The organism is Acutalibacter sp. (assembly GCF_056800975.1).
The window spans coordinates 1-24,916 of sequence record NZ_JBQISV010000026.1; the positions used below are offsets into that span (position 1 = coordinate 1).

Sequence of the window (24,916 nt, forward strand, 5' to 3'; positions counted from 1 at the left end):
CAAGCTGAACAAGAACTGCTACAAGACCTGGATGCGGGCCCAGTACACCTCCAACCTGATCTGGGTCTCGGTAGAGAACATCTCTACCTGGGTGGTGGGAGCCATGTATCTGGTGGGCCTGTGCACCCTGGGCCCCAGTATGCAGATCGGCACCATCATCGCCATCTCCTCCTATGCCTGGCGGTTCTGGCAGCCCATGCTCAGCCTCTCCAACCTTTACAACACCTTCATCAACGCCGTGGCCTATCTGGAGCGCATCTTCGAGATGATGGATGAGCCTGTCACGGTAGACGACGCCCCGGACGCCACAGAGCTGCCGGCCATTCAGGGCGGGGTAGACTTTGACGACGTGACCTTCTCCTACGACGGCACGGTGAATGTGCTGGAGCATTTTGACCTGCATGTAAACCCCGGCGAGTCCGTGGCCCTGGTGGGCCCCACCGGCGCGGGCAAAACCACGGTGGTGAACCTCCTGTCCCGGTTCTACAACCTGACCGGCGGCGCGGTGCTGCTGGACGGCCATGACATCTCCCAGGCGACCCTCCACTCCCTGCGCAGCCAGATGGGCATCATGCTGCAAGACAGCTTCATCTTCTCCGGCACCATTATGGACAATATCCGCTATGGCAGGCTGGACGCCACAGACGAGGAGGTCATTGCTGCGGCCCAGACCGTGTGCGCCCATGAGTTCATCAGCCAGATGGAGCAGGGCTACTACACCCAGGTAAACGAGCGGGGCTCCCGGCTGAGCCAGGGCCAGAAGCAGCTGGTGGCCTTTGCCCGCACCCTGCTCAGCGACCCGAAGATTCTGGTGCTGGACGAGGCCACCTCCTCCATCGACGCCAAAACCGAGCGGCTGGTGCAGCAGGGCTTGAACGCTCTGCTCAAGGGCCGCACCTCCTTCATCATTGCCCACCGGCTCTCCACCATCAAAAACTGCGACCGCATCCTCTACATTGCAGACAAGGGGATTGCGGAGATGGGCACCCACCAGCAGCTGTTGGAGAAGCAGGGCAAATACTACCACCTCTACACCGCCCAGGTAGAGGAGTGACGCAAGACAGGGCAATGAATCCACCCCCTTCTATATAAGAGGAAAGCCAATCCGGCGGCAAAGCCTCCTCCTCCAAGCCTGCGGACATACCGCGGGGCTGGGGCAGGGGGCTTTTTGCCTCTGTTCTTAGAGCGTGGAAGCGGCCCGGTTTTTCTCTGTTTTCGTGCTTCTGCGCCCCCGGCTATTGGCATTTTGAACGCCGGAAATTCCCAGTGTGAATTTCGGGTTTACAACATGCCCAAATTCCTGAAAAAAACTTTCGCCAAGCAAAATGGGGCTGGAATTGCCGCAGGGCTTATGCTATAATAAAACAGAGAGCGCCGGGGGGTCCGGCGAAAACCCTGTGTACCGTATGAGGAATGGAGGGCAATAAACTATGCAAGAGCAGACTCAGACCTTTTTCGACCCGAAGAACCGGGTGGCGCCCCTGGGAATCATCACCCTGGAGGGCGCTGAGGAGCTGTCCGGAAAGATCGACGCCCATTTGGTGCGTTGGGCCCGGCGGGCCGGAATGGATGTGGACACCTTCCGCATCCATTCCAGCTGTCCCCGCTTCAACTCCGGGGACGCCAAGGGCATCATTGACCAGACCGTGCGGGGCTATGACCTGTTCATTGTGGTGGACGTGGGCAACTACAGCCCCACCTACCCCTATTTCGGCATGGAGAACCACATGTCCCCTGACGACCATTTCCAGAACCTGAAGCGCATGATCCAGGCCACCAGCGGCAAGCCCCACCGCATCAATGTCATTATGCCCACTCTTTACGGCGGCCGCCAGCACCGCCGCAACTACCGGGAGTCTTTGGACGGGGCCTTTGCCCTGCAGGAGCTGCACAATATGGGGGTGCAGAACGTGCTTACCTTTGACGCCCACGACCCCCGGGTACAGAACGCGGTGCCCCTGATGGGCTTCGACAACCTGAAGCCCTCCTATCAGGTGCTGAAAAAGATGCTGAAAAGCTTCCCGGACCTGATTATTGACCGGGATGAGTTCATGGTCATCAGCCCCGACGAGGGCGCGCTGGACCGGAACATGTTCTACGCCTCGGTGATGGGGGTGGAGATGGGCATGTTCTACAAACGCCGGGACTATTCCCGCATGGTGGACGGGCGCAACCCCATTGTGGCCCACGAGTATCTAGGTTCCGACGTAAAGGGCAAGGACGTGTTTGTGGCCGACGACATCATTTCCTCCGGCGAGTCCATGCTTGACATTGCCTACAATGTCAAGCAGCGGGGAGCCAGGCGTTTCTTCGCCTTTGCCACCTTTGCCATTTTTGCCAAGGGCCTGGAAGCCTTTGACAAGGCCTACAAGGAGGGCGTGCTGGATGGTGTGTTTGGCACCAACCTTACTTACCGTACCGAGGAGCTGAAAAACCGCCCCTGGTTCCACGAGGTAGACGTGTCCAAGTACATCTCTTACTACATCTCTGCGCTGAACCACGATATTGCCATCAGCAGCCTCATCGACCCCCACCAGAAGATGACCGCCCTGCTGGCCAAGTGCCGGGAGGAGCGGCGGAAGAACCAGGACGAGCAGTTGAGCTTTCAATAAAGAGCAGGCCCCGAAAAGAGCGGGTCCCAAACTCCGGGACCGGGCATAGGATGGTGATAGGATATGGCAGGCGCCATGATTCTGGTCTCCGGGATGTGCGGGACAGGAAAGTCCGCCTTCGCCCAATGGCTGGGGGAGCGGTTGGAGCTTCCGGTAGTCCATTACGACAGGCTTCTGCGCAGGGTGAAGGAGCTGGCCCCCCAGGCCGCAAAGGGCGGCGAGCTGGCCTATCAGCTGTTCCGCTTTGAGCTGGAAGAGCATATGGGCTGCGCCTTTATCGCAGACTATATTTTCAGCACCAAGCAGGAGGACTGGCTCCGGGAGCTGACCGAAGCCCACGGCTGCAAAACCGTCAACATCCATTTTGACTGTGAACCCTCCACTGCCTACGCCCGCTACACCCGCCGCAACCAGGAGGATGCCGCGCCCACCCGGCCGGAGGTCTCCTTTGACCTGTTCCAGCAGGCCGTCCGGCAGAACCGGGAGTTTCTCTGGGGCGGGGAGCTGATCCCCGTGAACACAGAGGACTTCGGGCAGGTGAGCTACCCGGAAATTCTGGAAAAGGTGGAGCGGGTGCTGTATCCGCAAAACAGACCGAGAGGTGAGGGGCTTTGTTTGACAGACTGAAGGAAGACATCGAGGCCGTAATGCAGCGGGACCCAGCTGCCCGGTCCCGGTTGGAGGTTTACTTTTTATACGCGGGCTTCCGGGCCGTGCGGGCCTACCGGCGGGCCAACTGGTTCCACCGGCACGGCATGAAGTTCATCGCCCGGGCAATTTCCCAGCGGGCCCGGCGAAAAACCGGGGTGGAGATCCACCCCGGGGCCACCATTGGCCGGGGGCTGTTCATTGACCACGGCATGGGGGTGGTCATTGGCGAGACCGCGGAGATTGGCGACAACTGCACCATCTACCAGAACGTTACCCTGGGCGGCACGGGCAAGGACCAGGGCAAGCGCCACCCCACCCTGGGGAACAATGTGCTGGTGGGCTCCGGGGCCAAGGTGCTGGGCCCCTTCACTGTGGGGGACAATGCCCGGGTAGCCGCCGGGGCCGTGGTGCTGGACGCCGTGCCACCCAATGCCACTGCTGTGGGCGTGCCTGCCCGGGTGGTGCGCATCGACGGTCAGAGGCTGCCCAGCCAGAAGCCCGCCGAGGCCCCCAGCAAAAAGCTGGACCAGATTCATGTGGCCGACCCGGTCTCCATGGAGCTGTGCCGCCTGCGGGGCGAGCTGGAGCGTTTGACAAAAAAGGTGGCGGCGTTGGAAAAGCCGCCGGAGCTTGAAAGGTCTCCCCGGCAGGAAGAATCCCAATGAGAGAGAAAGGCGAAACACTATGCAGCTGACGAATACCCTGACCATGAAAAAGGAGGAGCTGGTTCCCCACCAGCCGGGGGTCATCAAAATGTACACCTGCGGGCCCACGGTATACAGCTACGCCCACATTGGCAACCTGCGGTCCTACCTGATGGAGGACGTGCTGGAAAAGGCCCTGCGCTACGAGGGCTTTCAGGTGGACCGGGCTATGAACATCACTGATGTGGGACATCTCACCTCCGACGCGGACACGGGCGAGGACAAGATGCTCAAGGGGGCCCGGCGCGAGCACAAATCCGTGCTGGAGCTGGCGGCCTTTTACACCAACGCCTTTTTCGCGGACTGTGAGAAGCTGAACATCCGCCGCCCGGATACCGTAGTCCCGGCCACGGGCTGCATCGGGGACTTTATTCAGCTGGTCTCTGCCCTGCTGGACAAGGGCTTTGCCTATCAGGCCGGGGGCAATGTATATTTTGACACCTCAAAGCTCACCGACTACTATGTCTTCGGCAACCAGAACGCCGAGGACCTGGCCGTAGGTGTGCGGGAAGGGGTGGAGTCAGACGGAAACAAGCGCAATAAGACGGACTTTGTGCTGTGGTTCACCAAGTCAAAGTTCGAGGACCAGGAGCTGAAATGGGAGAGCCCCTGGGGCCTGGGCTACCCTGGCTGGCACATCGAGTGCTCGGCCATCAGCATCAAAAATCTGGGAGAATACCTGGACATCCACTGCGGCGGCATTGACAACGCCTTTCCCCACCACACCAACGAGATTGCCCAGAGCGAGGCCTACCTGGGCCACCCCTGGTGCAAGTATTGGTTTCATGTCCTGCATCTCAATGATGGCGGCGGAAAAATCAGCAAGTCCAAGGGGGCAAAGCTCACGGTCTCCCTCTTGGAGGAAAAGGGCTACAATCCCCTGGTGTACCGGCTGTTCTGCCTGCAATCCCACTACCGCAAGCCTCTGGTGTTCTCCTTCGACAGCCTGGATAACGCCGCCAGCGCCTACCATAAGCTGACAGCCCGGGTGGCAGCCCTTGCAAAGGACGGGGAGCCGGACCAGGAGGCGGCAAAGCCCTGGCAAGAGCGGTTCCAGGCGTCGCTGGCCAATGACCTGAACACCTCCCTGGCCCTCACAGCCCTGTACGACATGCTCAAGTCCGGCCTGAGCGATGCCACCAAGCGGTTTTTGGTGGGGGACTTTGACCGGGTGCTCTCCCTGGACCTGCTGCAGGCAGCGGAGAAGCAGAACGCCCAGGAGCCCCAGGTGCCGGAGGAGCTGGCCCGAGAGATTGAGGCCTTGATTGAAAAGCGCGCCCAGGCCCGCAAGGCCAAGGACTGGGCCGCAGCGGACGCCATCCGGGACGAGCTGGCGGCACGGCATGTGGTGCTGAAGGATACCCCGGCGGGGGTGCAGTGGCATATAGAGGGGTGAGAGAATGAGTAAAACACTCTATATTGCCTATGGCAGCAACCTGAACCGGGCCCAGATGGCAAAACGCTGTCCTACTGCCGCGGCAGTGGGCCCAGGGGTATTGGAGGACTATGAGCTGGCGTTCCGGGCCGGGGGCCAGGGGGTCTACCTGACGGTGGAACGCTGTCCCGGGGCCAAAACCCCGGTGGGCCTGTGGGAGCTCAGCCCCCAGGACGAGGCTTCGCTGGACGAGTATGAGGGCTTCCCCTGGCTCTACTACCGGGCGCGGCTTCCGGTGTCTTACACCCATGCGGACACTGGCAAGGCCTGCCGGGCCGAGGCGCTGGTGTATATCATGTATAAAAAATACCCGCTGGCCCAGCCGGGCCAGGCCTATGTAGAGGCCTGCCTGAGGGGCTGCGAGGACTTCGGCCTGGACACGGCCCCCCTGCTGGATGCGGTGGCCCGTGCCGGGGAAAAAGAGGAGGCTGCGCATGAATGATCTGATCCTTTCCGGCTTTGCCGACGAGATCAGCCCAAACTTTGCCCGCCAGCTGGCGGCGTTGAACCGGTTCGGCGTCCGCCATATAGAGCTGCGGGGAGTAGACGAAATCAATGTTTCCGACCTGTCCCCGGAAAAACGCCGGGAGGTAAAGGCCGCGCTGGCAGAGGCCGGGGTGTCGGTGTCCTCCATTGGGTCGCCCATTGGCAAAATCTCCATCGAGGAGGACTTTGCCCCCCATATGGAGAAGCTCCGGCGGACCCTGGAAATTCAAAAGGAGCTGGACGCGCCCTATCTGCGCATGTTCAGCTTTTACATCCCCAAGGGCCGGCAGGCAGCGGAGTTCCAGGGGCCGGTGCTGGAACGGATGTCCGCCATGATCGAGGAGGCCGGGCGTTGGGACGCGGTTCTGCTCCATGAGAACGAAAAGGGCATTTATGGCGACACGGCGCCCCGCTGCCTGGACTTGTTGGAGCAGCTGGCAGGGCCGCATTTTCAGGCAGTGTTTGACTTTGCCAACTTTGTGGAGGTGGGTCAGGACACCTTGGAGGCCTACCGCCTGCTGAAGCCCTACATCGCCTATATTCATGTGAAGGACGCGGCCGGGGCAGCTGGCCAGCCCAAACGGATTGTACCCGCCGGTGAAGGAGAGGGCCATGTGGAGGAGATTCTCACCAGCCTGTTTGCTGGGGGCTGGCGGGGCTTTTTGTCCCTGGAGCCCCATCTGGTAGACTTTGCGGGCCTGGCCACCTTGGAGCAGGACCCGGTAAAGCGGGCGGCCCTGATGGACGGAGAGGCCGCTTGGGGTACAGCCCTTGCAGCTCTGCGGTCCATTCTGAGCCGGGCCGCTGTGGGAATTGAGGTGAAATGACATGAGCAAAGGCAAACTGCGCTGCGCCATTGTAGGCTGCGGAGGCATTGCCCAGGTGCACGCCGGGGTGCTATCCCGGCTGGAAAGTGCGGAGCTGGCCGCTTTTGCCGACATCCGTCCGGAGCGGGCTCAGGCCCTGGCAGAGAAGCACGGGGGCCGGGCCTATCAGACCTTGGACGCTCTGCTGGCAGAGGAGCGGCTGGATGTGCTCCACATCTGCACACCCCACAGCCTGCACCTGCCCATGGCTCAGACGGCGGCAGAGCGAGGCATCCACATATTTACTGAAAAACCGCCGGTCATCAGCCATGCCCAGTGGGAGGAATTTCAACAGTTGGAGGAAAAGGTGCGGGTAGGGGTCTGCTTTCAAAACCGCTACAACCCCAGCACGGCTTTCTGCCGGGAGCTGTTGGCCTCCGGGGAGGCCGGGCGGCTGCTGGGAGCTCGGGCCTTTGTCACCTGGCGGCGGGAGGCTCCCTACTACACAGAGAGCGGCTGGCGGGGGAGCCTGTCCACCGAGGGCGGCGGCGCGCTGATCAACCAGGCCATCCACACCTTGGACCTGATGGTGGAGTTCATGGGCCCAGGCCGGGTGCTGGGGGCCAGTCTGGCTAACTGGCACCTGCCGGGGGTGATTGAGGTGGAGGACACCCTGGAGGCGGCAGTGGAGTTTGCCGCTGGCCGGGGACTGTTCTACGCCACCACAGCCCATTGTGTTGACGCGCCGGTGCTGCTCGAGCTGGTCTGTGAGCGTCTGACCCTGCGCATAGAGGGGGAAGAGGTGAGTGTTCGCCGGAGCGATGGGGTGGAGCGTCGGGACTTTTCTCAAAGCGCCGGACAGGCGGCAGGCAAGAGCTATTGGGGGGCCAGCCACGGCCGGTGTATCGAGGATTTTTACCGCTGTGTACAAAGTGGCGAACGCTTTCCCAACGACACGGCAGGGGTGGCCCATACTGTGGAGCTGATGCTGGAAATTTATGATAGGGCCAGAGGCAAACAGTGAGGCTTACGCCCCATATGAAAATGCATTAAAAGCCTCTCCTTTCCGCCCGCAGAGGTTCCTGTGGGTGGGGAAGGAGAGGCTTTTTCTTCTGCATTTACCGCTCTCAAAAAGGGACGCCCGCTCCCTTGCTCCGCAAGGGGAAGAAGCTTTGCTCCGCAAACCTTCCGCAGCCGCGCAAGGACCCCGCGTCTGCGCTCGCTGGGCCTTTTCCCTGTTTCAGCCGGCAGCAAACAGTCCGCTGGTCTCCCTTTGGTCGACCGCGCTCCGACTTGCCTGCGGCAAGTCGGCGGCGGCGCAGCCTTACCCCGTTCTGAACTTGGTCGTGGGGGCAAACTCGTGCCTCGCACCATTGCTTACTGCGCCGCCGTTTTAAGGTCAAGACCTTGGGGACTCTGTCCCCAAACCTCTGCCACCTTTGTAAAGGTGGACGAAACTTTTGATTCGCGCTCTTTTGCTTCTTGTTCGCTTTGGCTTTTCTGCCCGCGTTTTGGCTGCTACCTTACCCGGGTCAGTGTGCCCTTGCTCATGCGCAGCTCGCTGTCATACTGCCCCGCCAACGCCGGGTCCGTCTTATGGCACACATGAATAACCCCCGCCTCCTGGGCTAAAAGCAGCTCCTCCACCAGCCGGACCTCCTCCCGGGAAATGTCCCGCCCTAAAAGAATGTTCTCCTCCAACGTGGCATAGAACAGATAGGGCTCCTGAAACACCGGGCACAGGGCAAGGCTCAGGCTGTCCCGGTCCAACCGGCTCAGCGCCACGCCGTTATAGCTGAGCCTGCCAGACCAGCCCCTCCCGCTCCCGCTGAGCAGCCCCAGCAGGCTGAGAATTTTCACAATGTCGATCACGCCGGTGAAATATTGCTCCGCCAGGGTAGAAATGTCGTTGTTGACAAAGGAGCTGAAGGTAGAAGCCGCCTCCCGGCCAGGCTGGCCCTGACGGAAAAAGCCCCGGAAGGCCCGGCTCCGCAGGCTGCATTTCAGCCGCAGCCGCAGCTTGCCTCCAAACCAGTCGTCGGCCTGAGAGAGCAAGGCCTGGCACAGGCTGGAAGCCAGAAAGGCCCCCAGCAAAGCCATGGCGTCAGGGCTGTTGGCAGTAAAGGCGGAGATCAGCTCTCCTGAAAGACTGGGTGAGACCACGCAGACACAGCTGAAAACCACCCCAACCAGCAGAGTCAGGGCAAAAAAACCACAGTTATTCTGTAAATTTCGGACAAATTTTTTCACATGAATTCCTCCAATTCGTCTGAGTATGGTGAGTCAGACGGATGGAGAAATGGTCGATAAAGCACTCGGCAAAATAGCGGCGCATAGAGATATCTCCTTTAGCAATAGCTTTATAATAGAATCATAACAGATTTTGTGAATAATGTCAAATTTTTCTACAACCCCAGCATCCTGAGAGTGAGTCCGCCCCAGACATGTCACAGCCTCCCACAACAGGCCAAAGCGCTTTTCTGTGCTGAACACACCAAAAAACCATAGAGTCCAAGCAATGTTTGTTACCTGACAAGGTTGCTTTTGCTCTGCCGTGGTGCTATAATAAGTCAACACGGAAAGTGGAACAGAACGATCATACTATAGAATGAGGGATCAAAATGGATCATAACGCCAAAGCCATAGAAATGCACCGCCAGTGGAGGGGCAAGCTGCGCATCAGCACCCCCTGCCCCCTGGAAACCCGAGAGGACCTGTCCGTGGCCTATACCCCCGGGGTGGCCGCGCCCTGCCTGGAAATTGCCCAGGACCCGGAGAAGTCCTATGAGTTCACCCGCCGGGGCAACCTGGTGGCCGTGGTCACCGACGGCACCGCCGTGCTGGGTCTGGGGGACATTGGTCCCGAGGCAGGTATGCCGGTGATGGAGGGCAAATGCGCCCTGTTCCAGGCCTTTGCCGGAGTGGACGCCTTCCCCCTGTGCATCCGCTCCAAGGATGTGGACGAGATTGTCCGCACCGTCGAGCTGCTGGCAGGCTCCTTTGGGGGTATCAACCTGGAGGACATTGCCGCCCCCCGCTGCTTCGAGATTGAGGCCAAGCTCAAGGAGCGGCTGGACATCCCGGTTTTTCACGACGACCAGCACGGCACCGCCGTGGTGACAGTAGCGGCTATGCTCAACGCCCTGAAGCTGGTGGGCAAGCAGATTGATCAGGTCTCTGCCGTGGTGAATGGCGCAGGGGCGGCGGGCACTGCCTGCACCCGGCTGCTGATGGCCCTGGGGCTGAAAAATGTGGTGGTCTGCGACCGGCAGGGCGCCCTTGTGCCCGGCCTCCCGGGCATGACCCCCGCCCAGGCGGAGCTGGCAGAGGCCACCAACCCCCAGAAAAAGTCCGGCAGTCTGGCGGAGGTGATGCAGGGCGCGGATGTGTTCATGGGCTTTTCGGCCCCGGGCTGCGTCACCAAGGAGATGGTGGCCTCCATGGCGCAGGATGCCATTGTGTTCGCCTGCGCCAACCCCACCCCGGAGATTTTCCCCCAGGAGGCCTTGGAGGCAGGGGCCCGGGTGGCGGGCTCCGGCCGGTCAGACTGCGCCAACCAGATCAACAATGTGCTGGCTTTCCCGGGCATCTTCCGTGGCGCGCTGGACGCCAGGGCCAGCGACATCAACGACGCCATGAAGCTGGCCGCGGCCCGGGCCCTGGCAGGGCTCATCGCCGAGGGCGAGCTGCGGGAGGACAACATCATCCCCAGCGCCTTTGACAAGCGGGTGGCCCCGGCTATTGCGGCAGCAGTGGCCCAGGCAGCGAGGGAGACGGGCACAGCGCGAGCATAAAGCCAACCAACTGCCACAACAGACCCAAGGACGCGAATACGCGGTCCAGGGGCGTTAGGCCCCTGGCAGGGTGTGGGGCAGAGCCCCACGACCTTAGGCGGCGCAGAAAACAAAGCCGCGAGGCAGAAAACTCCCTCCCAGAGCTCAGTTGGAACGGGGCAAAGCTGCGCCGCCTGGGAACATAGCGAGGCCGACCCCGGGGGGCCAGCGGACTGCTTTAGAGATGTATCGTTAACGCAGTTCCAAAGAGGTAATACCTCTTTGGAACCTGGCGGCACAGGCACGCCCACACCGCAAGTGCGTTTACTATAAATTCAGCGGAAGCGCTTCTCGTGTTCTCGTTCAAGAAAGCGAGAAACAAAAAATGAAAGAAAAATAAATAATTATTTTTTCTTTCCCTTTTCGTATCAGAATAAATAACATTTTGAAGGGACTGGTCATTATGTTGAAAGGTAAGAAAAACATTTACGGCGTGGTGCTGGTAGGCGTGTTCGGGGCCCTGGTGTTTGTCTCCAACTACATCAGCGTACCCATCCCCGTAGCCATTGGCGACGTGAGCCGCATCCATTTCGGCAATATTTTCTGCCTGCTGTCAGGCTTTGTGCTGGGGCCTGTGGGGGGCGGTCTGGCGGCGGGCATTGGCTCTGCGCTGTACGATGTGACCAACCCGGCCTACATTGCCTCCGCGCCCTTTACCTTTCTGTTCAAGTTCCTGCTGGCAGCGGTCTGCGGCTGGATCGCCACGCCCCAGGGCTCCAACGGAGAGCGGACAGTCCGCAACATTCTGGCGGCAGCGGCTGGCAGTGTGGTATATATGGCGCTCTACCTGGGCAAAAGCTTTGTCCAGGGCCTGCTGCTGGGCAGCGAGCTGCCCACAGTGCTCACAGCTGTGGCTACCAAGCTGGTAACCTCCGGCATTAACGCGGGCATTGCCGTGGTGGTTTCAGTGCCCCTGTACGCGGTAATCCACACAGCAATGAAAAAGCTGCGTCTGCAAGAAAAGCTGGGCTGACCCGCCCTGTTCAGTCTGACAATGAAAAGCGGCGCGCCTGGGAGAACGCTCCCGGCCGCGCCGCTTTTTTTATTTGGGTGGGACAAGGCCGGGGAGAGTGCCCACGCCCCGGCCTTGTCCTGTTACAATGTTTTAACTCAGATGCCCAGCAGCGCCGGAACCTGGTCCTTCATCTTCTGAATAATCTCCTCTGCCTCAGCCTTACTGCCGCCCTTGCCGGAGAGATAGATTTTGATTTTGGGTTCCGTGCCCGAGGGCCGCACAATCAGCTTGCAGCCGTTCTCCATGCGGTATTCCAGCACATTGGACTTGGGCAGGTCAATACTCCCCTCCACATCGCCGTAAGAGAGAGAGGCCTGATAGTCGCTGCGGCCCACCACCTTAGAGCCGGCAATTTCCGCAGGCGGGTCGTTGCGCAGCTTCTCCATAATGCCGTTCATGGTCTTCATGCCGTCTTCGCCCTCAAAGCCGAAGTTGCACAGATCGTTTTTGTAGTAGCCGTACTTCTCATACAGGGCGCTCATAGCGTCCGCCAGAGTCAGGCCCTTTTGCTTATAATAAGCGGCCATCTGGGAAATGAGCATACTGCCGTCCACCGCGTCCTTGTCCCGCACATAGCCGCCGGAGAGATAGCCGTAGCTTTCCTCAAAGCCCAGCAGATAGCTGTCCGCATTGCCCTCCTTCTCCTCCAGCTCGGCAATAATGTCGCCAATATACTTGAAGCCTGTCAGGCAGCGGCGCAGCTCCACGCCATACTCCTTGGCAATGGGGTCCACCATGTCTGTGCTCACAATGGTGGTCACTGCCACAGGGTGGGCAGGCAGACGGCCCTGCTCCTTTTTCACCCCGGCAATAAAGTCCAGCAGCAGAATGCCCACCTCGTTGCCGGTCATCAGCACATAGTCCCCATGCTGGTTCACCGCAATGCCCACCCGGTCGCAGTCCGGGTCAGTGGCCAGCAGCAGGTCAGGCTGCACCTTTTCGCACAGCTCCAGGCCCTTCTGCAGGGCTTCCCGAATCTCCGGGTTGGGATAGGGGCAGGTGGGGAAGTTCCCGTCCGGCTGCTCCTGCTCCGGGACCACAGTCACGTCCTTTACCCCAATCTTGTCCAGAATGCGCTTGACGCACATCAGGCCGCTGCCGTTGAGGGGCGTGTACACCAGCTTCAGATTAGAGGCGTCCACCTGCAGGCTCTCGGCGTACACATTCTCAATAAAGGCGTCCACCGTCTCCTGGCCAATATACTCAATCAGCCCCTGGTCCAGGCCCTGCTGAAAGTCCATCCTCTTCACGCCGGAGAAAATGTCCAGGGAGTTGATCTCATTCATAATGCCGTCGGCCATGTCTGCGGTCACCTGACAGCCGTCGCTGCCATAGGCCTTGTAGCCGTTATATTTGGCCGGGTTGTGGCTGGCCGTAACGCAGATGCCCGCGTCGCAGTGCAAGTGGCGCACGGCAAAGCTCAGGGCAGGGGTGGGCATCAGCTGGGGGTAGAGATAGGCCTTGATGCCGTTGGCGGCCAGCACGGCGGCGGACTGCTGGGCAAAGGCCACGCCCTTGTTGCGGCTGTCGTGGGCAATGGCGACACTCTGAGGCTTGCCGTTCGCATGGGCCAGCAGATAGTTGGCCATGCCCTGGGTAGCCTTGCGCACGGTGTAGACGTTCATACGGTTGGTGCCCGCACCAATCACGCCCCGCAGGCCGCCGGTGCCAAATTCCAGGTCCCGGTAAAAGCGGTCGTTAATCTCCTCGGGCTGGCCCTTCACAGACTCCAGCTCAGCGGTCAGGTCCTTGTCGTCCAGGTCCTGCGCGAGCCATCTTTCAAATTCTGACATACTGCATCGTCCTTTCCTCCCGGCGCGAATACAGAGCACATGGAATACAGCCGGATTATTTATAATAAGATTACCATTTTTTGTAAGAAAAGTCAACTCGAATTATGGCTGATATTCCCAGTCCCGGGGCTTTTTTCACCGGCAGAGCCCAGGCAATCAGATCCAGCACCCGGGCGGGAAAAGCCGCGCCCGGACACAAATTGCGCCGGCCCACTTATCTTCGCCCACAAAGCCCTCTGGCATTCTCCGCGAAGCCTCCCGACATTTCCCCTACGTCCCCCCCTTGCCCCAGCCTACCCATCCGGAACCTCCCCATACGCAAAAAAAATCTCCGCTTTCCCTCTTGACTTTGCCGGAGGAAAGGAGTATCATATATATGAACAATCGTTCATATGAAAGGAGGATGAAAATGCCAGAACCAAGCGCAAGCCGTCCCCATGTCCACGAGGAGGTGGTGCAGCGGGTCAATGAAATCATGCCCTGCGAGGAGGAGCTGTTCGACCTGGCGGAGCTGTTCAAGCTGTTTGGCGACTCCACCCGCATCCGCATTCTCTATGTGCTGTTCGAGTCAGAGCTGTGCGTGTGCGGCATTGCCGAGGTGCTGGGAATGACCCAGTCGGCCATTTCCCACCAGCTGCAAGTTTTAAAACGGGCCAAGCTGGTAAAATACCGGCGGGAGGGCAAGACCATATTCTACTCCCTGGCAGACAGCCATGTGCGCACCATACTGGACCAGGGAATGGAGCACATTGCCGAGTAAAGCCAGCGTCCGGCCGAAAACGACATAGACGTCATAAATATAGAAGTACCCAGTCAACCCAAAACAAATACCCAGAGAGGATGTATTACCATGACAAAACGTTTCAAGCTTATTGACCTGGACTGCGCCAACTGCGCCGCCAAAATGGAGCACGCCATTAAAAAGCTGGACGGGGTGCAGGACGCCGCCGTCAGCTTTATGACCCAGCGGCTCACCGTAGAGGCGGACGACGCCCGCTTTGAGGCCATTATGGACCAGATTGAGCAGGTGTGCAAGCGGGTAGAGCCCGACTGCCGGATTGTGCGCCAGTGAGGGACTTCTGGGACCGCGCCGCCAGGTGGTACGACCTGAGTCAAAGAACCAATGCCCGGGCCTGCCAGGCCATGGTCCGGTACACGGCCGACTGGGTGAGCCCAGGCAGCCGTGTGCTGGAATGTGCCGGGGGCGCCGGAATCCTCAGCCTTGCCGCGGCCCGGAAAGCGGCGTGGGTGTTGTGCACCGACCGCTCTCCCGCCATGCTGGCCCAGGCCCGGAAACATGCCCGGACGCTGGGGGCCGTAAATGTAAGCTTTGCCCAGCGGGACATTTTCGCGCCGCCGGAGCCCCGGCTCTTTGACGCGGTAATTGCAGGCAATGTGCTGCACCTGCTGGACCAGCCGGAAAGGGCGGTGCGGGCATTGGCCGCCTGTCTGCGCCCAGGGGGGCGGTTGATTCTGCCCACCTTCCTTCAGGGGGAGGCGGCGGTGTGGTTCCGGGCCGCTCTGGCCGCTTACCGGCTGGCCGGCTTCCGCCCCCGGCATCCGTACACCGCAAAAAGCTATGAGAATATGCTTGCCGGCTGCGGAGTGGGCGGAATCGTATATCAAAAGACACTGCCCGGCCCGCTGCCGGTGGGGTTTGCCGTAATAGTGAAACAGGAGGTTCCTTTATGAATATTCTGACGAATATGACAAAAAAACAGCGGCGTATGCTGAGCCGCATTCTGGCCGGGGCTCTGCTGCTGGTTGCCGCTGTGCTCATTCCCTACCAGGGGCCCTGGCGGTTTCTGCTGTTCCTCCCCGCCTATTTCATGGTGGGCTGGGACGTGCTCTGGCAGGCGGCCCGGAATATCTGCCGGGGTCAGGTGTTTGACGAGAATTTTCTGATGGCCCTGGCCACAGTGGGGGCCTTCTGCACCGGCTTTTTTGGGGAAGGAGAGTACCCTGAGGCCGTGTTTGTCATGCTGTTTTACCAGGTGGGGGAGCTGTTCCAGGGGTATGCGGTGGGCCGGTCCCGGCGCAGCATTGCCTCGCTGATGGACTTGCGCCCGGACTACGCCAATGTAGAGCAGGACGGGAAGCTGGTGCAGGTGGACCCGGAGGAGCTGCAGCCCGGTCAGGTGTTTGTGGTAAAGCCCGGAGAAAAGCTGCCTCTGGACGGGACCATTCTCAGCGGCAGCACCACCCTGAACACAGCGGCCCTCACCGGCGAGTCCCTGCCCCGAAGCGTTGGGGTAGGGGACAGCGTGCAAAGCGGCTGTGTGAACCTGAGCGGACTGATTCAGGTGCGGGCGGAGAAGCCCTTTGAGGAGTCCACCGTAGCGAAAATTTTGGAGCTGGTAGAGAATGCCGCCAGCAAAAAGGCCAGGGCCGAGAGCTTGATCACCCGCTTCGCCCGGTACTATACCCCTGCGGTGGTAATTGCGGCGGTGGCGCTGGCCCTGCTGCCTCCTCTGGCGGTGGGGGGCTGGGCCCTGTGGCTGCGGCGGGCCCTCACCTTCCTGGTGGTGTCCTGCCCCTGCGCCCTGGTGATCTCGGTTCCCCTCAGCTTTTTCGCGGGGATTGGCCGGGCCTCCCGGCAGGGGGTGCTCATCAAGGGCGGCAGCTATCTGGAGGCCATGGCCGCGGTAGACACGGTTGTGTTTGACAAAACCGGCACCCTGACCCAAGGGGTGTTCCAGGTGGCGGAGATCCACCCCCAGGGCATGACGGAGGACCAGCTTTTAGAGCTGGCCGCTCTGGCCGAGGGCCGCTCCGACCACCCCATCTCCCGCTCCCTGCGGGAGGCCCTGGGCCGGGAGCCGGACAGCTCCCAGCTGGAAGAGGCCCAGGAGCTCTCCGGCCGGGGCGTGCGGGTGCGTGTCAACGGCAAAACGCTCTGCGCGGGCAACCGCCGTCTGATGGAGGAGCTGGGCGTCTCCTGCACCTCCACCGCCAACGGGGGAACTGTGGTACATGTGGCAGTAGACGGAGCCTACGCCGGCTGGCTGTTGATTGCCGACCGCCCCAAGCCTGACGCCAAAGAGGCCGTTGCCCTGCTGAAGCAGGAGGGCATCACTCCGGTAATGCTCACCGGCGACAGCAAAGCGGCAGGCGAGGCCGCAGCCAGAGAGCTGGGTATTGAGCAGGTCCACACCGAGCTGCTGCCGGCAGACAAGGTGGCCCAGGTAGAGTCCCTGCTGACAGCTCCTGACCGGCGGCGCAAGGCCACCCTGGCCTTTGTGGGCGACGGCATCAACGACGCGCCCGTGCTCTCCCGGGCAGACGTGGGCATTGCCATGGGCGGGCTGGGCTCTGACGCGGCCATTGAGGCGGCGGACATTGTGCTCATGGACGACAAGCCCTCCAAGCTGGCGGCGGCGTTGAAGCTCTCCCGGCGCACCCTGGGGATTGTACGGGAGAACATTGTCTTCGCGCTGGGCGTCAAGGCGCTGGTTCTGGTGCTCAGCGCTCTGGGGCTGACAGGCATGTGGCTGGCGGTCTTTGCCGATGTAGGCGTAATGGTGCTGGCAGTGCTCAACGCCATGCGGGTGTGACCGCTGGCAGGAAAACCGCCAAGCGGCAATGTATTCCATGACCACGACCAAGCAAGCGAATTTCTAAAGAAAAGGCCTCCCCTTCTGGCCCGCTGGTTTTGCCCGCGGGTCGGGAAGGGGAGGCTTTTTCTTCTGCATTTACCGCTCTCAAAAAGGGACGCTCGCCCCCTTGCTCCGCAAGGGGAGGAAGCTTTTGCTCCGCAAACCTTCCGCAGCCGCCAAGACCCGCGTCTGCGCTCGCTGGGCCCTTTCGCTCTATTTTACCGGCAGCGAGCAGTCCGCTGGTCTCCCTGCGGTCGACCGCGCTCCGACTTGCCGAAGGCAAGTCGACGGCGGCGCAGCTTTCCCCCGTTCCAAACTGAGATTTGGAGGCAAAGCACTGCCTCGTGCTATTACTTTCTGCGCCGCCGTTTTAAGGTCAAGACCTTGGGGACTCTGTCCCCAAACCTCTGCCACCTTTGTAAAGGGCGAGGGTCGCCGGGTACTTGCCTCAGGCAATGTACAGCGACCGTCCCGAGCCGACCGACGCGACAGCGGAGACGACGAAACTTTTCATTCGCGCACCCTTGTTCTTCTTCGCTCTGGCCTTTTTGCCTGCGCTTCAGGCTGGCAGCTGGGGGCCTTCCCAGGCGTGGGCGCGCAGGTCCGCCCGGCCGTCCGGCAAAAAACGGACCCCCTCCGCCTCCAGCATCCTCCGCTGAATCTCCTTGCCCCCAAAGGCCTGGTCACAGCACAGGCTCCCGTCCCGGTAAATCACCCGGTGACAGGGCAGCCCCTCCGGCGCCCGGAGCATAGCCGCCCCCACAATCCGCGCCGCCCGGGGCCGTCCGCACAAAAAGGCCAGCTGACCATAGGTTGCCAGCCTTCCCGGCGGAATTTGCCTTACCAGCGCATACACCTCTTCCGGAAAGCTCAAACCCCGCCCCCTCCCTTCAGGGGGCTCTGCTTTTCCAGCCCCCGAAAAATGCGCAGCAGCATCACCACCGCCGCGGCAGACAAAATCAGCTCAGAGGCCAGCTGGGCATAGGCCAGGCCATAGGGAGGAAAAAGCTTGTCCAGCACCAGCAGCGCGGGAATTTCCAGCACAATCTTCCGCAGCACCGCAAACAGCAGAGCCCTTTTGCCCATGCCGCAGGACTGGAACACCCCCACAGCAATAAAGTCCACACACAAAAAGGGCTGGGCCAGACAGAGCCCCTGCAAAAACGCCGCGCCCCAGGTCACCACCGAGCCATTCTGAATAAAGAGCAGGGTAAACCACCGGGCCCCAAAGAACATGGCGGCAGTGGCCACCGCCATAAAGCCCAGAGCCACCTTCCCTAAAAAGAGAATGCTCTCCTTCATACGCCGGGCGTTGCCGCTGGCATAGTTGTACCCAATCAAAGGCATCATGCCCTGAGAGCCCCCCAGGGCAATCTGCATGGACACCGAGCTGATGGTGCTGGCAATGCCCATAGCCGCCACAGCGTCCGGGCCGTAAGAGGCGGTGAAATTGTTCAGCACCATGCGGCTGGTGACATTGAGCAGGTTCTGAATGGAGGCCGGAATGCCCACCCCGAAGATTCCCAGCACAATGGCTCTGCGCAGCCCGAACATGGCCGGGTTAACGCACACAAAGGTCTTGCCCCGGCGCACAAACAGCAGCACAAAAAAGTACAGGCAGGCCGCGCAGTTAGAGAGAAAGGTGGCAAGCCCGGCCCCTGCCGCCCCCAGGTTCAGCCCCCAGGGCAGAATAAAAACAGGGTCCAGAATAATGTTAAGAAAGCACCCGCTCATGGTGCCAATGCTGGCGTGCAGCGCCGCCCCCTCCGACCGCACCAGGTAGGCCAGCACTACATTAAGAATGGCCGGGGCCGCCCCAAAGGTGACAGTCCACAGCAGATAGTCGCTGGTAGCGCCCAGGGTAGCCTGGTCGGTGCCCAGCAGGCTCAGCAGGGGCAGGCGAAAGCAGGTGAACCCCAGGGAGAACAGTACCCCGAACAGCAGCGACCCATAGAACCCAAAGGCCGAGCTGCGGTACACCGTGTCGTAGTCCTTCACCCCCAGGGCCCGGCTCATCATACTGGAGCTGCCCACGCCGAAGAGATTGTTCACCGCGTTAAAGGCCAGCAGCATAGGCCCCGACAGGGTAAGAGCCGCGTTCTGAACCGGGTCGTTGAGCATACCCACAAAATAGGTGTCCGCCAGGTGATACAGCACCATCACCAGCGAGCTGAGCACCGTGGGAATGGCCAGTGTCATCACAGCCCGGGGCACGGGCATATGTTCAAAAAGTTCCGTTTTTTCATTTCCAGCGGGCATGTTTGCTCCTTTCTTAAAGACGGGGAATGTGTGCCGGTAACGACTGGTTCCCACTGCCCCGCTGCGTCCAAAGCAGAGAGACGGCTTCCAGTCCTCCGGCGGATAGTATGTACAAAGCTGTCTGCACACCATACGAGTACCTGGCCTGTACCTCAATAAACAGATAGGCGCTGAAGCTGGCAAAGACGAGAAAGGCGGGCAGCAGGCTCTCGTGCCTTGCGGCCCCGGGGCGGCGGCTGTAAAAAAAGCCCAGCATCCCCAGCACAAAGGCCGAGAAAGAGCAGAAGGACTCCCCACGCAAAGCCAGCGTGTGCAAAACAGGGCTGCTCTCCCGCAGGTGGACCAAGGGATGGGTCATAGCGTTCCCCAGCCAGAAAATTTGCTCCTTGTCTTCCATCAGCGCCACCAGGCTGCCAAGGCTTGCCCGCAGCTCCTGGCTTAGCACCGCAAGCTGGGCCTCCTTCCGGGTCATGCCCTGCTCCATCCGCTGACGGATGAGCTGGTTGGCCTGTTCGCTGTACTGGCCCATGCGCTCCTGACTGAAGCCGTATACCAGCTTCAGCATAAAGTTACCCCCGGCCAGCCCCTGCTGTTGGATTCCCAACACAGAAACCGCCAGAGAGCAGCCGTAAAAAACGAGCAGATAGCTCCCCAAAAACACCCCAAAGCCCAGCCCGTAAAAGGCAAGCCGCTGGGGCAGGGGTCTTGCCACAGCGCCAAACAGGCAGAAAGCCCCCACCGCTACCAGCATCACCAGCCCGTCAGGACGGATGACATTGGCCAGAGCTACGCAGCACCCTGCCCATAGATACGGCAGAAAGGCCCGTAAAGGCCCCTGAGAGCCCCAGGAAGGCCTGGGTGACTCTTGGGGGGGGGGGGGGGGTACGGGCCCCTGTAGAGGCCAGGAGATAGACCGCCAGACAGGTAAAGAAGGTGGAAGCCGGGTGATTGGACAACACAGAGCACATCGCCAGCGGCAGAAGTGAAAACGCGTACAACGCCCCTGCGGCCCGGGCTGCGGCCTCGGCAAAAAAGCGGCGGGCGGTCTGATACACCAGCACAGCCGTACCCGCTCCGGCCAGACAGTTCACCAGCTTGATGCAGGCGGGGCTGTTCCAAAGCTTCAGCAGCAGCCCCTGAAAGACCGCTTGTCCCGCCTGACCGGGCCAGGTTTGAAAATATGAGCTGTACTGCCAGTCATAGCTGCCCTCCCGAACTGCCAGAGAGGCGTTGTAAATCACCGCAAAATCAGATATGACAGGCGGGTGCAGAACCAGAATAACAGCCACCCGGGCCAGCAGGGCAGCGGCGAACAGGGCCAGGCCAAAACGGCTGATTTTCACCCGCCAGCAAATCAGGCACAGCAGAACAGAGACCCCGGCCATATAGATCCCGGAGCCAAACAGCACCCAACAGCCTGCCAGGGCCATGGCCCCAAAAAAGAGAATATGCAGCAGCCGCTGGGCCGCCAGAGGGGGAGAGCCTGTAGCATTCATAACATACTTACCTCCTGATATGATAAACCGTTAGATTCCGCTCTCTTTTTTCATGGTGAGGGAGATACGCTTCTTCTTCTCATCCACCTCCAACACCGTCACATCCACCACATCTCCCACCTTTACCACCTGGCTGGGGTCCCGCACAAACCGGTCCGCCAGCTGAGAGATATGCACCAGCCCGTCCTGGTGCACCCCAATGTCCACAAAGGCCCCAAAGTCCACCACATTGCGCACCGTGCCGGTCAGCTTCATGCCGGGCTTCAGGTCGCTCATGTCCATCACATCTGTGCGCAGCAGGGGCGGGGGCAGCTGGTCCCGGGGGTCCCGGCCGGGCTTTTGCAGCTCGGCGGCAATGTCCCGCAGGGTGGGCAGGCCCACCCCGCACTCCCCCGCGGCCTTCTCCGGGCCATAGGCCTTCAGCCGCGGGTCCAGGTCTCCCAGGTTCCCCACGTCGGCCAGAGTGTACCCGCACAGCGTCAGCAGCCTTTCAGCGGCCTTGTAGGACTCAGGATGCACCGCAGTGTGGTCCAGCACCAGCTTGCTCTCCGGCACCCGCAAAAAGCCCGCGCACTGCTCAAAGGCCTTGGGCCCCAGCTTGGGCACCTTCAAAAGCTCCCGCCGGGTCGAAAATCCCCCGTGCTCCTCCCGGTAGGCGGCCACGTTTTTGGCCACAGTGGGGCTCACCCCGGCCACCCGCCGCAGCAGGGAGGGGGAGGCGGTGTTCAGGTCCACCCCCACCCCGTTGACACAGTCCTCCACCACCCCGTCCAAGGCCTCAGAGAGCCTGGCCTGGGGCATGTCATGCTGATACTGGCCCACGCCAATGGCCTTGGGGTCAATCTTCACCAGCTCCGCCAAAGGGTCCTGCAGCCGCCGGGCAATAGACACCGCCGAGCGCAACGACACGTCATACTCCGGAAACTCCTCCGCCCCCAGCTTGGAGGCGGAGTACACCGAGGCCCCCGCCTCGCTGACCACCATGTAGGACAGTCCATGCCCGTACTCCTTGATGAACTCGCTGACAAACAGCTCCGACTCCCGGCTGGCCGTGCCGTTGCCAATGGCAATACACTGCACCCCATGGGCATCGCACAGCCGGCGGAGCACCCGCTTGGCCTCCTCTGTCTTGTTATGGGGCTTGGTGGGGTAGATGACCCCGGTCTCCAACACCCGGGAGTTCCCGTCCACCACCGCCAGCTTGCAGCCGGTGCGGTAGGCCGGGTCAAAGCCCAGGGTGACCTTTCCCTTCACCGGAGGCTGCAGCAGCAGGGGCCGCAGGTTCAGGGCAAAGGTGTGAATAGCCTGCTCCGCCGCCTGATCTGTAAGCTCCCGGCGCAGCTCCCTCTCCAGCGAGGGGAAGATCAGCCGGTCCCAGGCGTCCCCGGCCACCTCCTCCAAAAGCTCCAGAAAGGGGTGGTTCCGGCGAAAGTCCCGAAGAATCACCTGGGCAGGGCCAAACTCCCCGGGCAGCACCGAGACCTTCAAAACCCCCTCCCGCTCTCCCCGGTCCATGGCGAGAATCTGGTGGCTCTGCAGCCTTTTCAAGGGCTCCTGAAAATCATAATACAGCCGGTAGACGGTGTCCTCCTCTGTGTTGGCGGCAGAGCGCAGTCCGCCCCGCCGCTGAATTTCCCCCCGCAGCTGCTTGCGGGTGTCCGCGTCGTCCGAAAAGTCCTCCGCCAGAATATCCTTGGCCCCCTGCAAAGCATCTTCCGGGGACTCCACTCCCTTCTCCGGGTCCGCAAAGGCTCTGGCGGCGGCTTCCAGCTCAGGGAGGGACAGCCGCCTGCCCTTCTCATCTGCCCCGGTGAGCAGCATCTGAGCCAGCGGTTCCAGGCCCTTCTCCCGGGCAATGCTGGCCCGGGTGCGGCGTTTGGGCCGGTAGGGGCGGTAAAGGTCCTCCACCTCGGCCAGGGTGGCGGCAGCGTCAATGGCGGCGGCCAGCTCCGGGGTGAGCTTCTCCTGGGCCTCAATGGCGGACTTCACCTCTTCCCGGCGCTGCTGCAGGCCCCGCAGGTACTGCATCCGCTCCGCCAGGGTGCGAATGGTCTGGTCGTCCATGGTGCCGTGCTGCTCCTTGCGGTAGCGGGCGATAAAGGGCACGGTGTTGCCCTCGTCCAGCAGGCTGACCACAGCCTGCACATGCTCGGGGCGCAGTTTCAGCTCCCCTGCGAGAATTTCAATCAGCTTATCCATAGTCCTCCTGTTTTCTCCGTTATCCCATGTCTTTGGTTCACAGACTTACCGTCCGCAGCAAAAGTGGAGGAACCGGGCCTCGGCCCCGGCCTCCCCCTGGCAGAACACCCCCAGGAAGCACCCGGTAAAGGTGCCGGCCATCACCTCGGTAGAGAGCAGCTGGCTCACCCCCCGGCCAATCTCCCGGCCGTTGGCAAAGAAGGTATAGCCCGCCTTTTCCGACGCCACGCCCAGGGTGACAGGCCCGTCCTCCAAGTCCACAGGGGCGGTCTCAGTAACCATGTCGCAGACCCGCTTGCGGAGGAAGGCCTGCCGCCCTTTTTCCCCTCTGGTGACAATCAGGTCATAGTGGTGCTCGTTGGTGTGAAACACCGTAAGCCCTGCCTGAGCCCTTTCGCTCCGGGGGTCAAAGTCCAGCAGAGCCTCTGCCGTCAGGGCAAACTGCCGCTGGCGGATTCCCGTAAAGGCAGGCTCTCCCAGGCCGTCCAGGCTGTCCTCCCCGGCAGTAAGCACCAGCCCCCCGTCAAACCGGTAATGGCCCGGCACAGGGTTGCGCAGGTGGGCCCAGTCCACAGGCAGAGCGGTCATCCGGGTGAAGTCCGCGTCAACGGCATAGTCGTTCTGCCGGGCAAAGCCATTGGCGTCCAGCTGAACCTGAGGGCTGTCCACCGTGTCCATCACCGCCTCAATAAGCTGCCCGCCGTTGACCACCGGCCAGCCGTCCTCCCAGGTCACCGGGGCCAGCATGGTCTCCCGGCCAATGTGGTGCAGCTGACTCTTGGTAGGCCGCACCCCGTGGAACACCAGCCACCAGTTGCCGTTTTCGTCGTCCACCAGGTCGGCGTGGCCTGTGCCCTGAAACTCCACATACTCCGGGTCGCTCATTTTCTCAAACCCGGGCATGGAGTTGCGGTGGGTGAGAATGGGGTTGTGGGGGCAGCTCTCAAAGGGCCCCCACACATGGTCTGCCCGGGCAATGGTCTCCATGTGGCCATACTCGGTGCCGCCCTCGGCAATCATCAGGTAGTACCGGCCATGAATCTTATACATATGGGGCCCCTCGGGACATTTCCCCCCTGTGCCCTTCCAGATGATTTTTGTCTCCGACAGCCGTTCCCCGGTGTCCGGGTTCAGCTCAAACTGGCCAATGCCCTGGCCGTCCTCCCCAAAGTGGGTGCCCACATAATAGCACCTGCCGTCATCGTCCCAGAACAGGGAGGGGTCAATGCCCAGCTGGTCCAGGGGGGCCTGCTCGCTCCACTCCCCGTTGATATCGTCGGTGTGTACAATAAAGTTCTGCATGGGAAAGCCCTGGGCGTTCTGCTGGCTCATATTGGTGGTGATCATGTAGAAGCGGCCGTTGTGCTCCCGAATGGTAGGGGCGAAAATCCCCCCGGAGGTCCGGGCTCCGGTCAGGGGGAGCTGGCTCTTTCGGGTGAGCACATGGCCCATCTGGGTCCAGTTGACCAGGTCCTTGCTGTGGTAGAGGGGGACGCCGGGGAAGAACTCAAAAGAGCTGTTGACCAGGTAGAAGTCAGAGCCCACCCGGCAGACGCTGGGGTCAGGGTAAAAGCCGGGGATGATGGGATTGCGGAATTTCACGATAAAAACCTCCTTGGAATTTTATGGGAATTTTTCAGGCAACGCCCCACAAGGCTTGTGTGCGGATTGCGCAGTCCATTTGACCGTCAAATTTATACAGAGCGCAGCCAACCAAGGCGCGCCCCAAACGAAGGGCTTCGTGAGCGGTCAGAAAAGCTTCGTTCCCCCTTTTCAACAGCGGCAGGCTTCTTAAGTGAAAAGCCCCTAAGCCGCCGGAGGCCAGCCACTCTTTCCTTGGACACTCCCGCCAACCAGACCATTTCCGGCCTTGGGCAAGAGAAAGCGATGCGCTATAACGGAAAAATCGCAAGCAAATCCTGTGCAAGGGCTGGTCTTTGTGCGGTACTGCCTAAGTCAGGGCCGCTTCCGCCCGCCCTCTTAGGGCTTGTTTGAAAAATCGGAAACGCCGTCTTTTTACCCAGAAGGGGC

General features: G+C 61.0%; 22 protein-coding genes. 14 read left to right on the forward strand and 8 right to left on the reverse strand.

The features are described 5' to 3' along the window. The 8 genes from ACTO5E_RS04570 to ACTO5E_RS04605 all read left to right on the forward strand — a co-directional run. Window positions 1-1,054: ABC transporter ATP-binding protein (locus tag ACTO5E_RS04570; protein WP_482301963.1), on the forward strand; the 1,054-nt coding region annotated here is incomplete at its 5' end. A gap of 376 nt (window positions 1,055-1,430) precedes the next feature. Beyond that, complete coding sequence (locus ACTO5E_RS04575; RefSeq protein ID WP_482301965.1) at window positions 1,431-2,612, forward strand: ribose-phosphate pyrophosphokinase; 1,182 nt, start codon at window positions 1,431-1,433, stop codon at window positions 2,610-2,612. A 63-nt stretch (window positions 2,613-2,675) separates the two neighbouring features. Then, window positions 2,676-3,239 carry a P-loop nucleotide/nucleoside kinase family protein gene (locus ACTO5E_RS04580; protein ID WP_482301966.1) on the forward strand — a complete coding sequence of 188 codons (564 nt, stop codon included), beginning with the start codon at window positions 2,676-2,678 and terminating at the stop codon, window positions 3,237-3,239. Beyond that, window positions 3,224-3,928, forward strand: a complete 705-nt coding sequence (cysE, locus tag ACTO5E_RS04585) for a serine O-acetyltransferase (protein WP_482301967.1) — start codon at window positions 3,224-3,226, stop codon at window positions 3,926-3,928. The genes ACTO5E_RS04580 and cysE overlap by 16 nt, the downstream gene beginning before the upstream one ends. 19 nt (window positions 3,929-3,947) lie before the next feature. Beyond that, window positions 3,948-5,363: a cysteine--tRNA ligase gene (gene cysS / locus ACTO5E_RS04590; protein WP_482301969.1), complete on the forward strand. Its 1,416-nt coding sequence runs from the start codon at window positions 3,948-3,950 to the stop codon at window positions 5,361-5,363. A gap of 4 nt (window positions 5,364-5,367) precedes the next feature. Next, a complete protein-coding gene (locus tag ACTO5E_RS04595; RefSeq protein WP_482301971.1) occupies window positions 5,368-5,844 on the forward strand; it encodes a gamma-glutamylcyclotransferase family protein in 477 nt (158 codons plus the stop codon). Next, the gene (locus tag ACTO5E_RS04600; protein ID WP_482301972.1) at window positions 5,837-6,715 is read left to right on the forward strand and encodes a sugar phosphate isomerase/epimerase family protein; all 879 of its coding nucleotides are present in this window, start codon (window positions 5,837-5,839) and stop codon (window positions 6,713-6,715) included. The genes ACTO5E_RS04595 and ACTO5E_RS04600 overlap by 8 nt, the downstream gene beginning before the upstream one ends. Before the next feature lies 1 nt (window position 6,716). Next, window positions 6,717-7,718, forward strand: coding sequence for a Gfo/Idh/MocA family protein (locus ACTO5E_RS04605; RefSeq protein ID WP_482301974.1), 1,002 nt, complete (start codon window positions 6,717-6,719; stop codon window positions 7,716-7,718). Window positions 7,719-8,212: 494 nt separating this feature from the next. Here the strand turns inward: ACTO5E_RS04605 and ACTO5E_RS04610 are convergent, their stop codons facing one another. Further along, window positions 8,213-8,944, reverse strand: a complete 732-nt coding sequence (locus tag ACTO5E_RS04610) for a hypothetical protein (RefSeq protein ID WP_482301976.1) — start codon at window positions 8,942-8,944, stop codon at window positions 8,213-8,215. Between the two features lie 371 nt (window positions 8,945-9,315). Here ACTO5E_RS04610 and ACTO5E_RS04615 point away from each other — a divergent pair, with 371 nt between their 5' ends. Continuing rightward, a complete protein-coding gene (locus tag ACTO5E_RS04615) occupies window positions 9,316-10,488 on the forward strand; it encodes an NAD(P)-dependent malic enzyme (RefSeq protein ID WP_482301978.1) in 1,173 nt (390 codons plus the stop codon). A 442-nt stretch (window positions 10,489-10,930) separates the two neighbouring features. Continuing rightward, window positions 10,931-11,500, forward strand: coding sequence for an ECF transporter S component (locus tag ACTO5E_RS04620; protein ID WP_482301980.1), 570 nt, complete (start codon window positions 10,931-10,933; stop codon window positions 11,498-11,500). Window positions 11,501-11,637: 137 nt separating this feature from the next. On the opposite strand, the gene ACTO5E_RS04625 is transcribed toward ACTO5E_RS04620, so the two are convergent. Continuing rightward, window positions 11,638-13,335 carry a phospho-sugar mutase gene (locus ACTO5E_RS04625; RefSeq protein WP_482301982.1) on the reverse strand — a complete coding sequence of 566 codons (1,698 nt, stop codon included), beginning with the start codon at window positions 13,333-13,335 and terminating at the stop codon, window positions 11,638-11,640. A gap of 409 nt (window positions 13,336-13,744) precedes the next feature. Between ACTO5E_RS04625 and ACTO5E_RS04630 the strand changes: the two genes are divergently transcribed. The 4 genes from ACTO5E_RS04630 (at window position 13,745) to ACTO5E_RS04645 (ending at window position 16,889) form a co-directional block, all read left to right on the forward strand. After that, window positions 13,745-14,095 (forward strand): ArsR/SmtB family transcription factor, encoded by a 351-nt coding sequence (locus tag ACTO5E_RS04630; protein WP_482301984.1) that lies wholly within the window; start codon window positions 13,745-13,747, stop codon window positions 14,093-14,095. Between the two features lie 90 nt (window positions 14,096-14,185). Next, window positions 14,186-14,407: a heavy-metal-associated domain-containing protein gene (locus tag ACTO5E_RS04635; protein ID WP_482301986.1), complete on the forward strand. Its 222-nt coding sequence runs from the start codon at window positions 14,186-14,188 to the stop codon at window positions 14,405-14,407. After that, a complete protein-coding gene (locus ACTO5E_RS04640; RefSeq protein ID WP_482301987.1) occupies window positions 14,404-15,027 on the forward strand; it encodes a class I SAM-dependent methyltransferase in 624 nt (207 codons plus the stop codon). The genes ACTO5E_RS04635 and ACTO5E_RS04640 overlap by 4 nt, the downstream gene beginning before the upstream one ends. 14 nt (window positions 15,028-15,041) lie before the next feature. Then, window positions 15,042-16,889 carry a heavy metal translocating P-type ATPase gene (locus ACTO5E_RS04645; protein ID WP_482302001.1) on the forward strand — a complete coding sequence of 616 codons (1,848 nt, stop codon included), beginning with the start codon at window positions 15,042-15,044 and terminating at the stop codon, window positions 16,887-16,889. Window positions 16,890-17,490: 601 nt separating this feature from the next. Here ACTO5E_RS04645 and ACTO5E_RS04650 read toward each other — a convergent pair. Genes ACTO5E_RS04650 through ACTO5E_RS04675 form a run of 6 tightly spaced genes read right to left on the reverse strand, consistent with a single transcriptional unit; the run spans window position 17,491 to window position 24,487 of the window. After that, window positions 17,491-17,805, reverse strand: a complete 315-nt coding sequence (locus ACTO5E_RS04650; protein WP_482301989.1) for an MGMT family protein — start codon at window positions 17,803-17,805, stop codon at window positions 17,491-17,493. After that, a complete protein-coding gene (locus ACTO5E_RS04655) occupies window positions 17,802-19,151 on the reverse strand; it encodes an MATE family efflux transporter (protein ID WP_482301991.1) in 1,350 nt (449 codons plus the stop codon). Before ACTO5E_RS04655 ends, ACTO5E_RS04650 begins: the two co-directional genes overlap by 4 nt. A gap of 52 nt (window positions 19,152-19,203) precedes the next feature. Further along, a complete protein-coding gene (locus ACTO5E_RS04660; protein WP_482301993.1) occupies window positions 19,204-19,941 on the reverse strand; it encodes a hypothetical protein in 738 nt (245 codons plus the stop codon). 10 nt (window positions 19,942-19,951) lie between these two features. After that, the gene (locus ACTO5E_RS04665; protein WP_482301995.1) at window positions 19,952-20,686 is read right to left on the reverse strand and encodes a glycosyltransferase family 39 protein; all 735 of its coding nucleotides are present in this window, start codon (window positions 20,684-20,686) and stop codon (window positions 19,952-19,954) included. A 30-nt stretch (window positions 20,687-20,716) separates the two neighbouring features. Next, window positions 20,717-22,885: a Tex family protein gene (locus ACTO5E_RS04670; RefSeq protein ID WP_482301997.1), complete on the reverse strand. Its 2,169-nt coding sequence runs from the start codon at window positions 22,883-22,885 to the stop codon at window positions 20,717-20,719. A 45-nt stretch (window positions 22,886-22,930) separates the two neighbouring features. Continuing rightward, window positions 22,931-24,487, reverse strand: coding sequence for a glycoside hydrolase family 43 protein (locus tag ACTO5E_RS04675; protein ID WP_482301999.1), 1,557 nt, complete (start codon window positions 24,485-24,487; stop codon window positions 22,931-22,933). Between the last annotated feature and the right edge of the window lie 429 nt (window positions 24,488-24,916).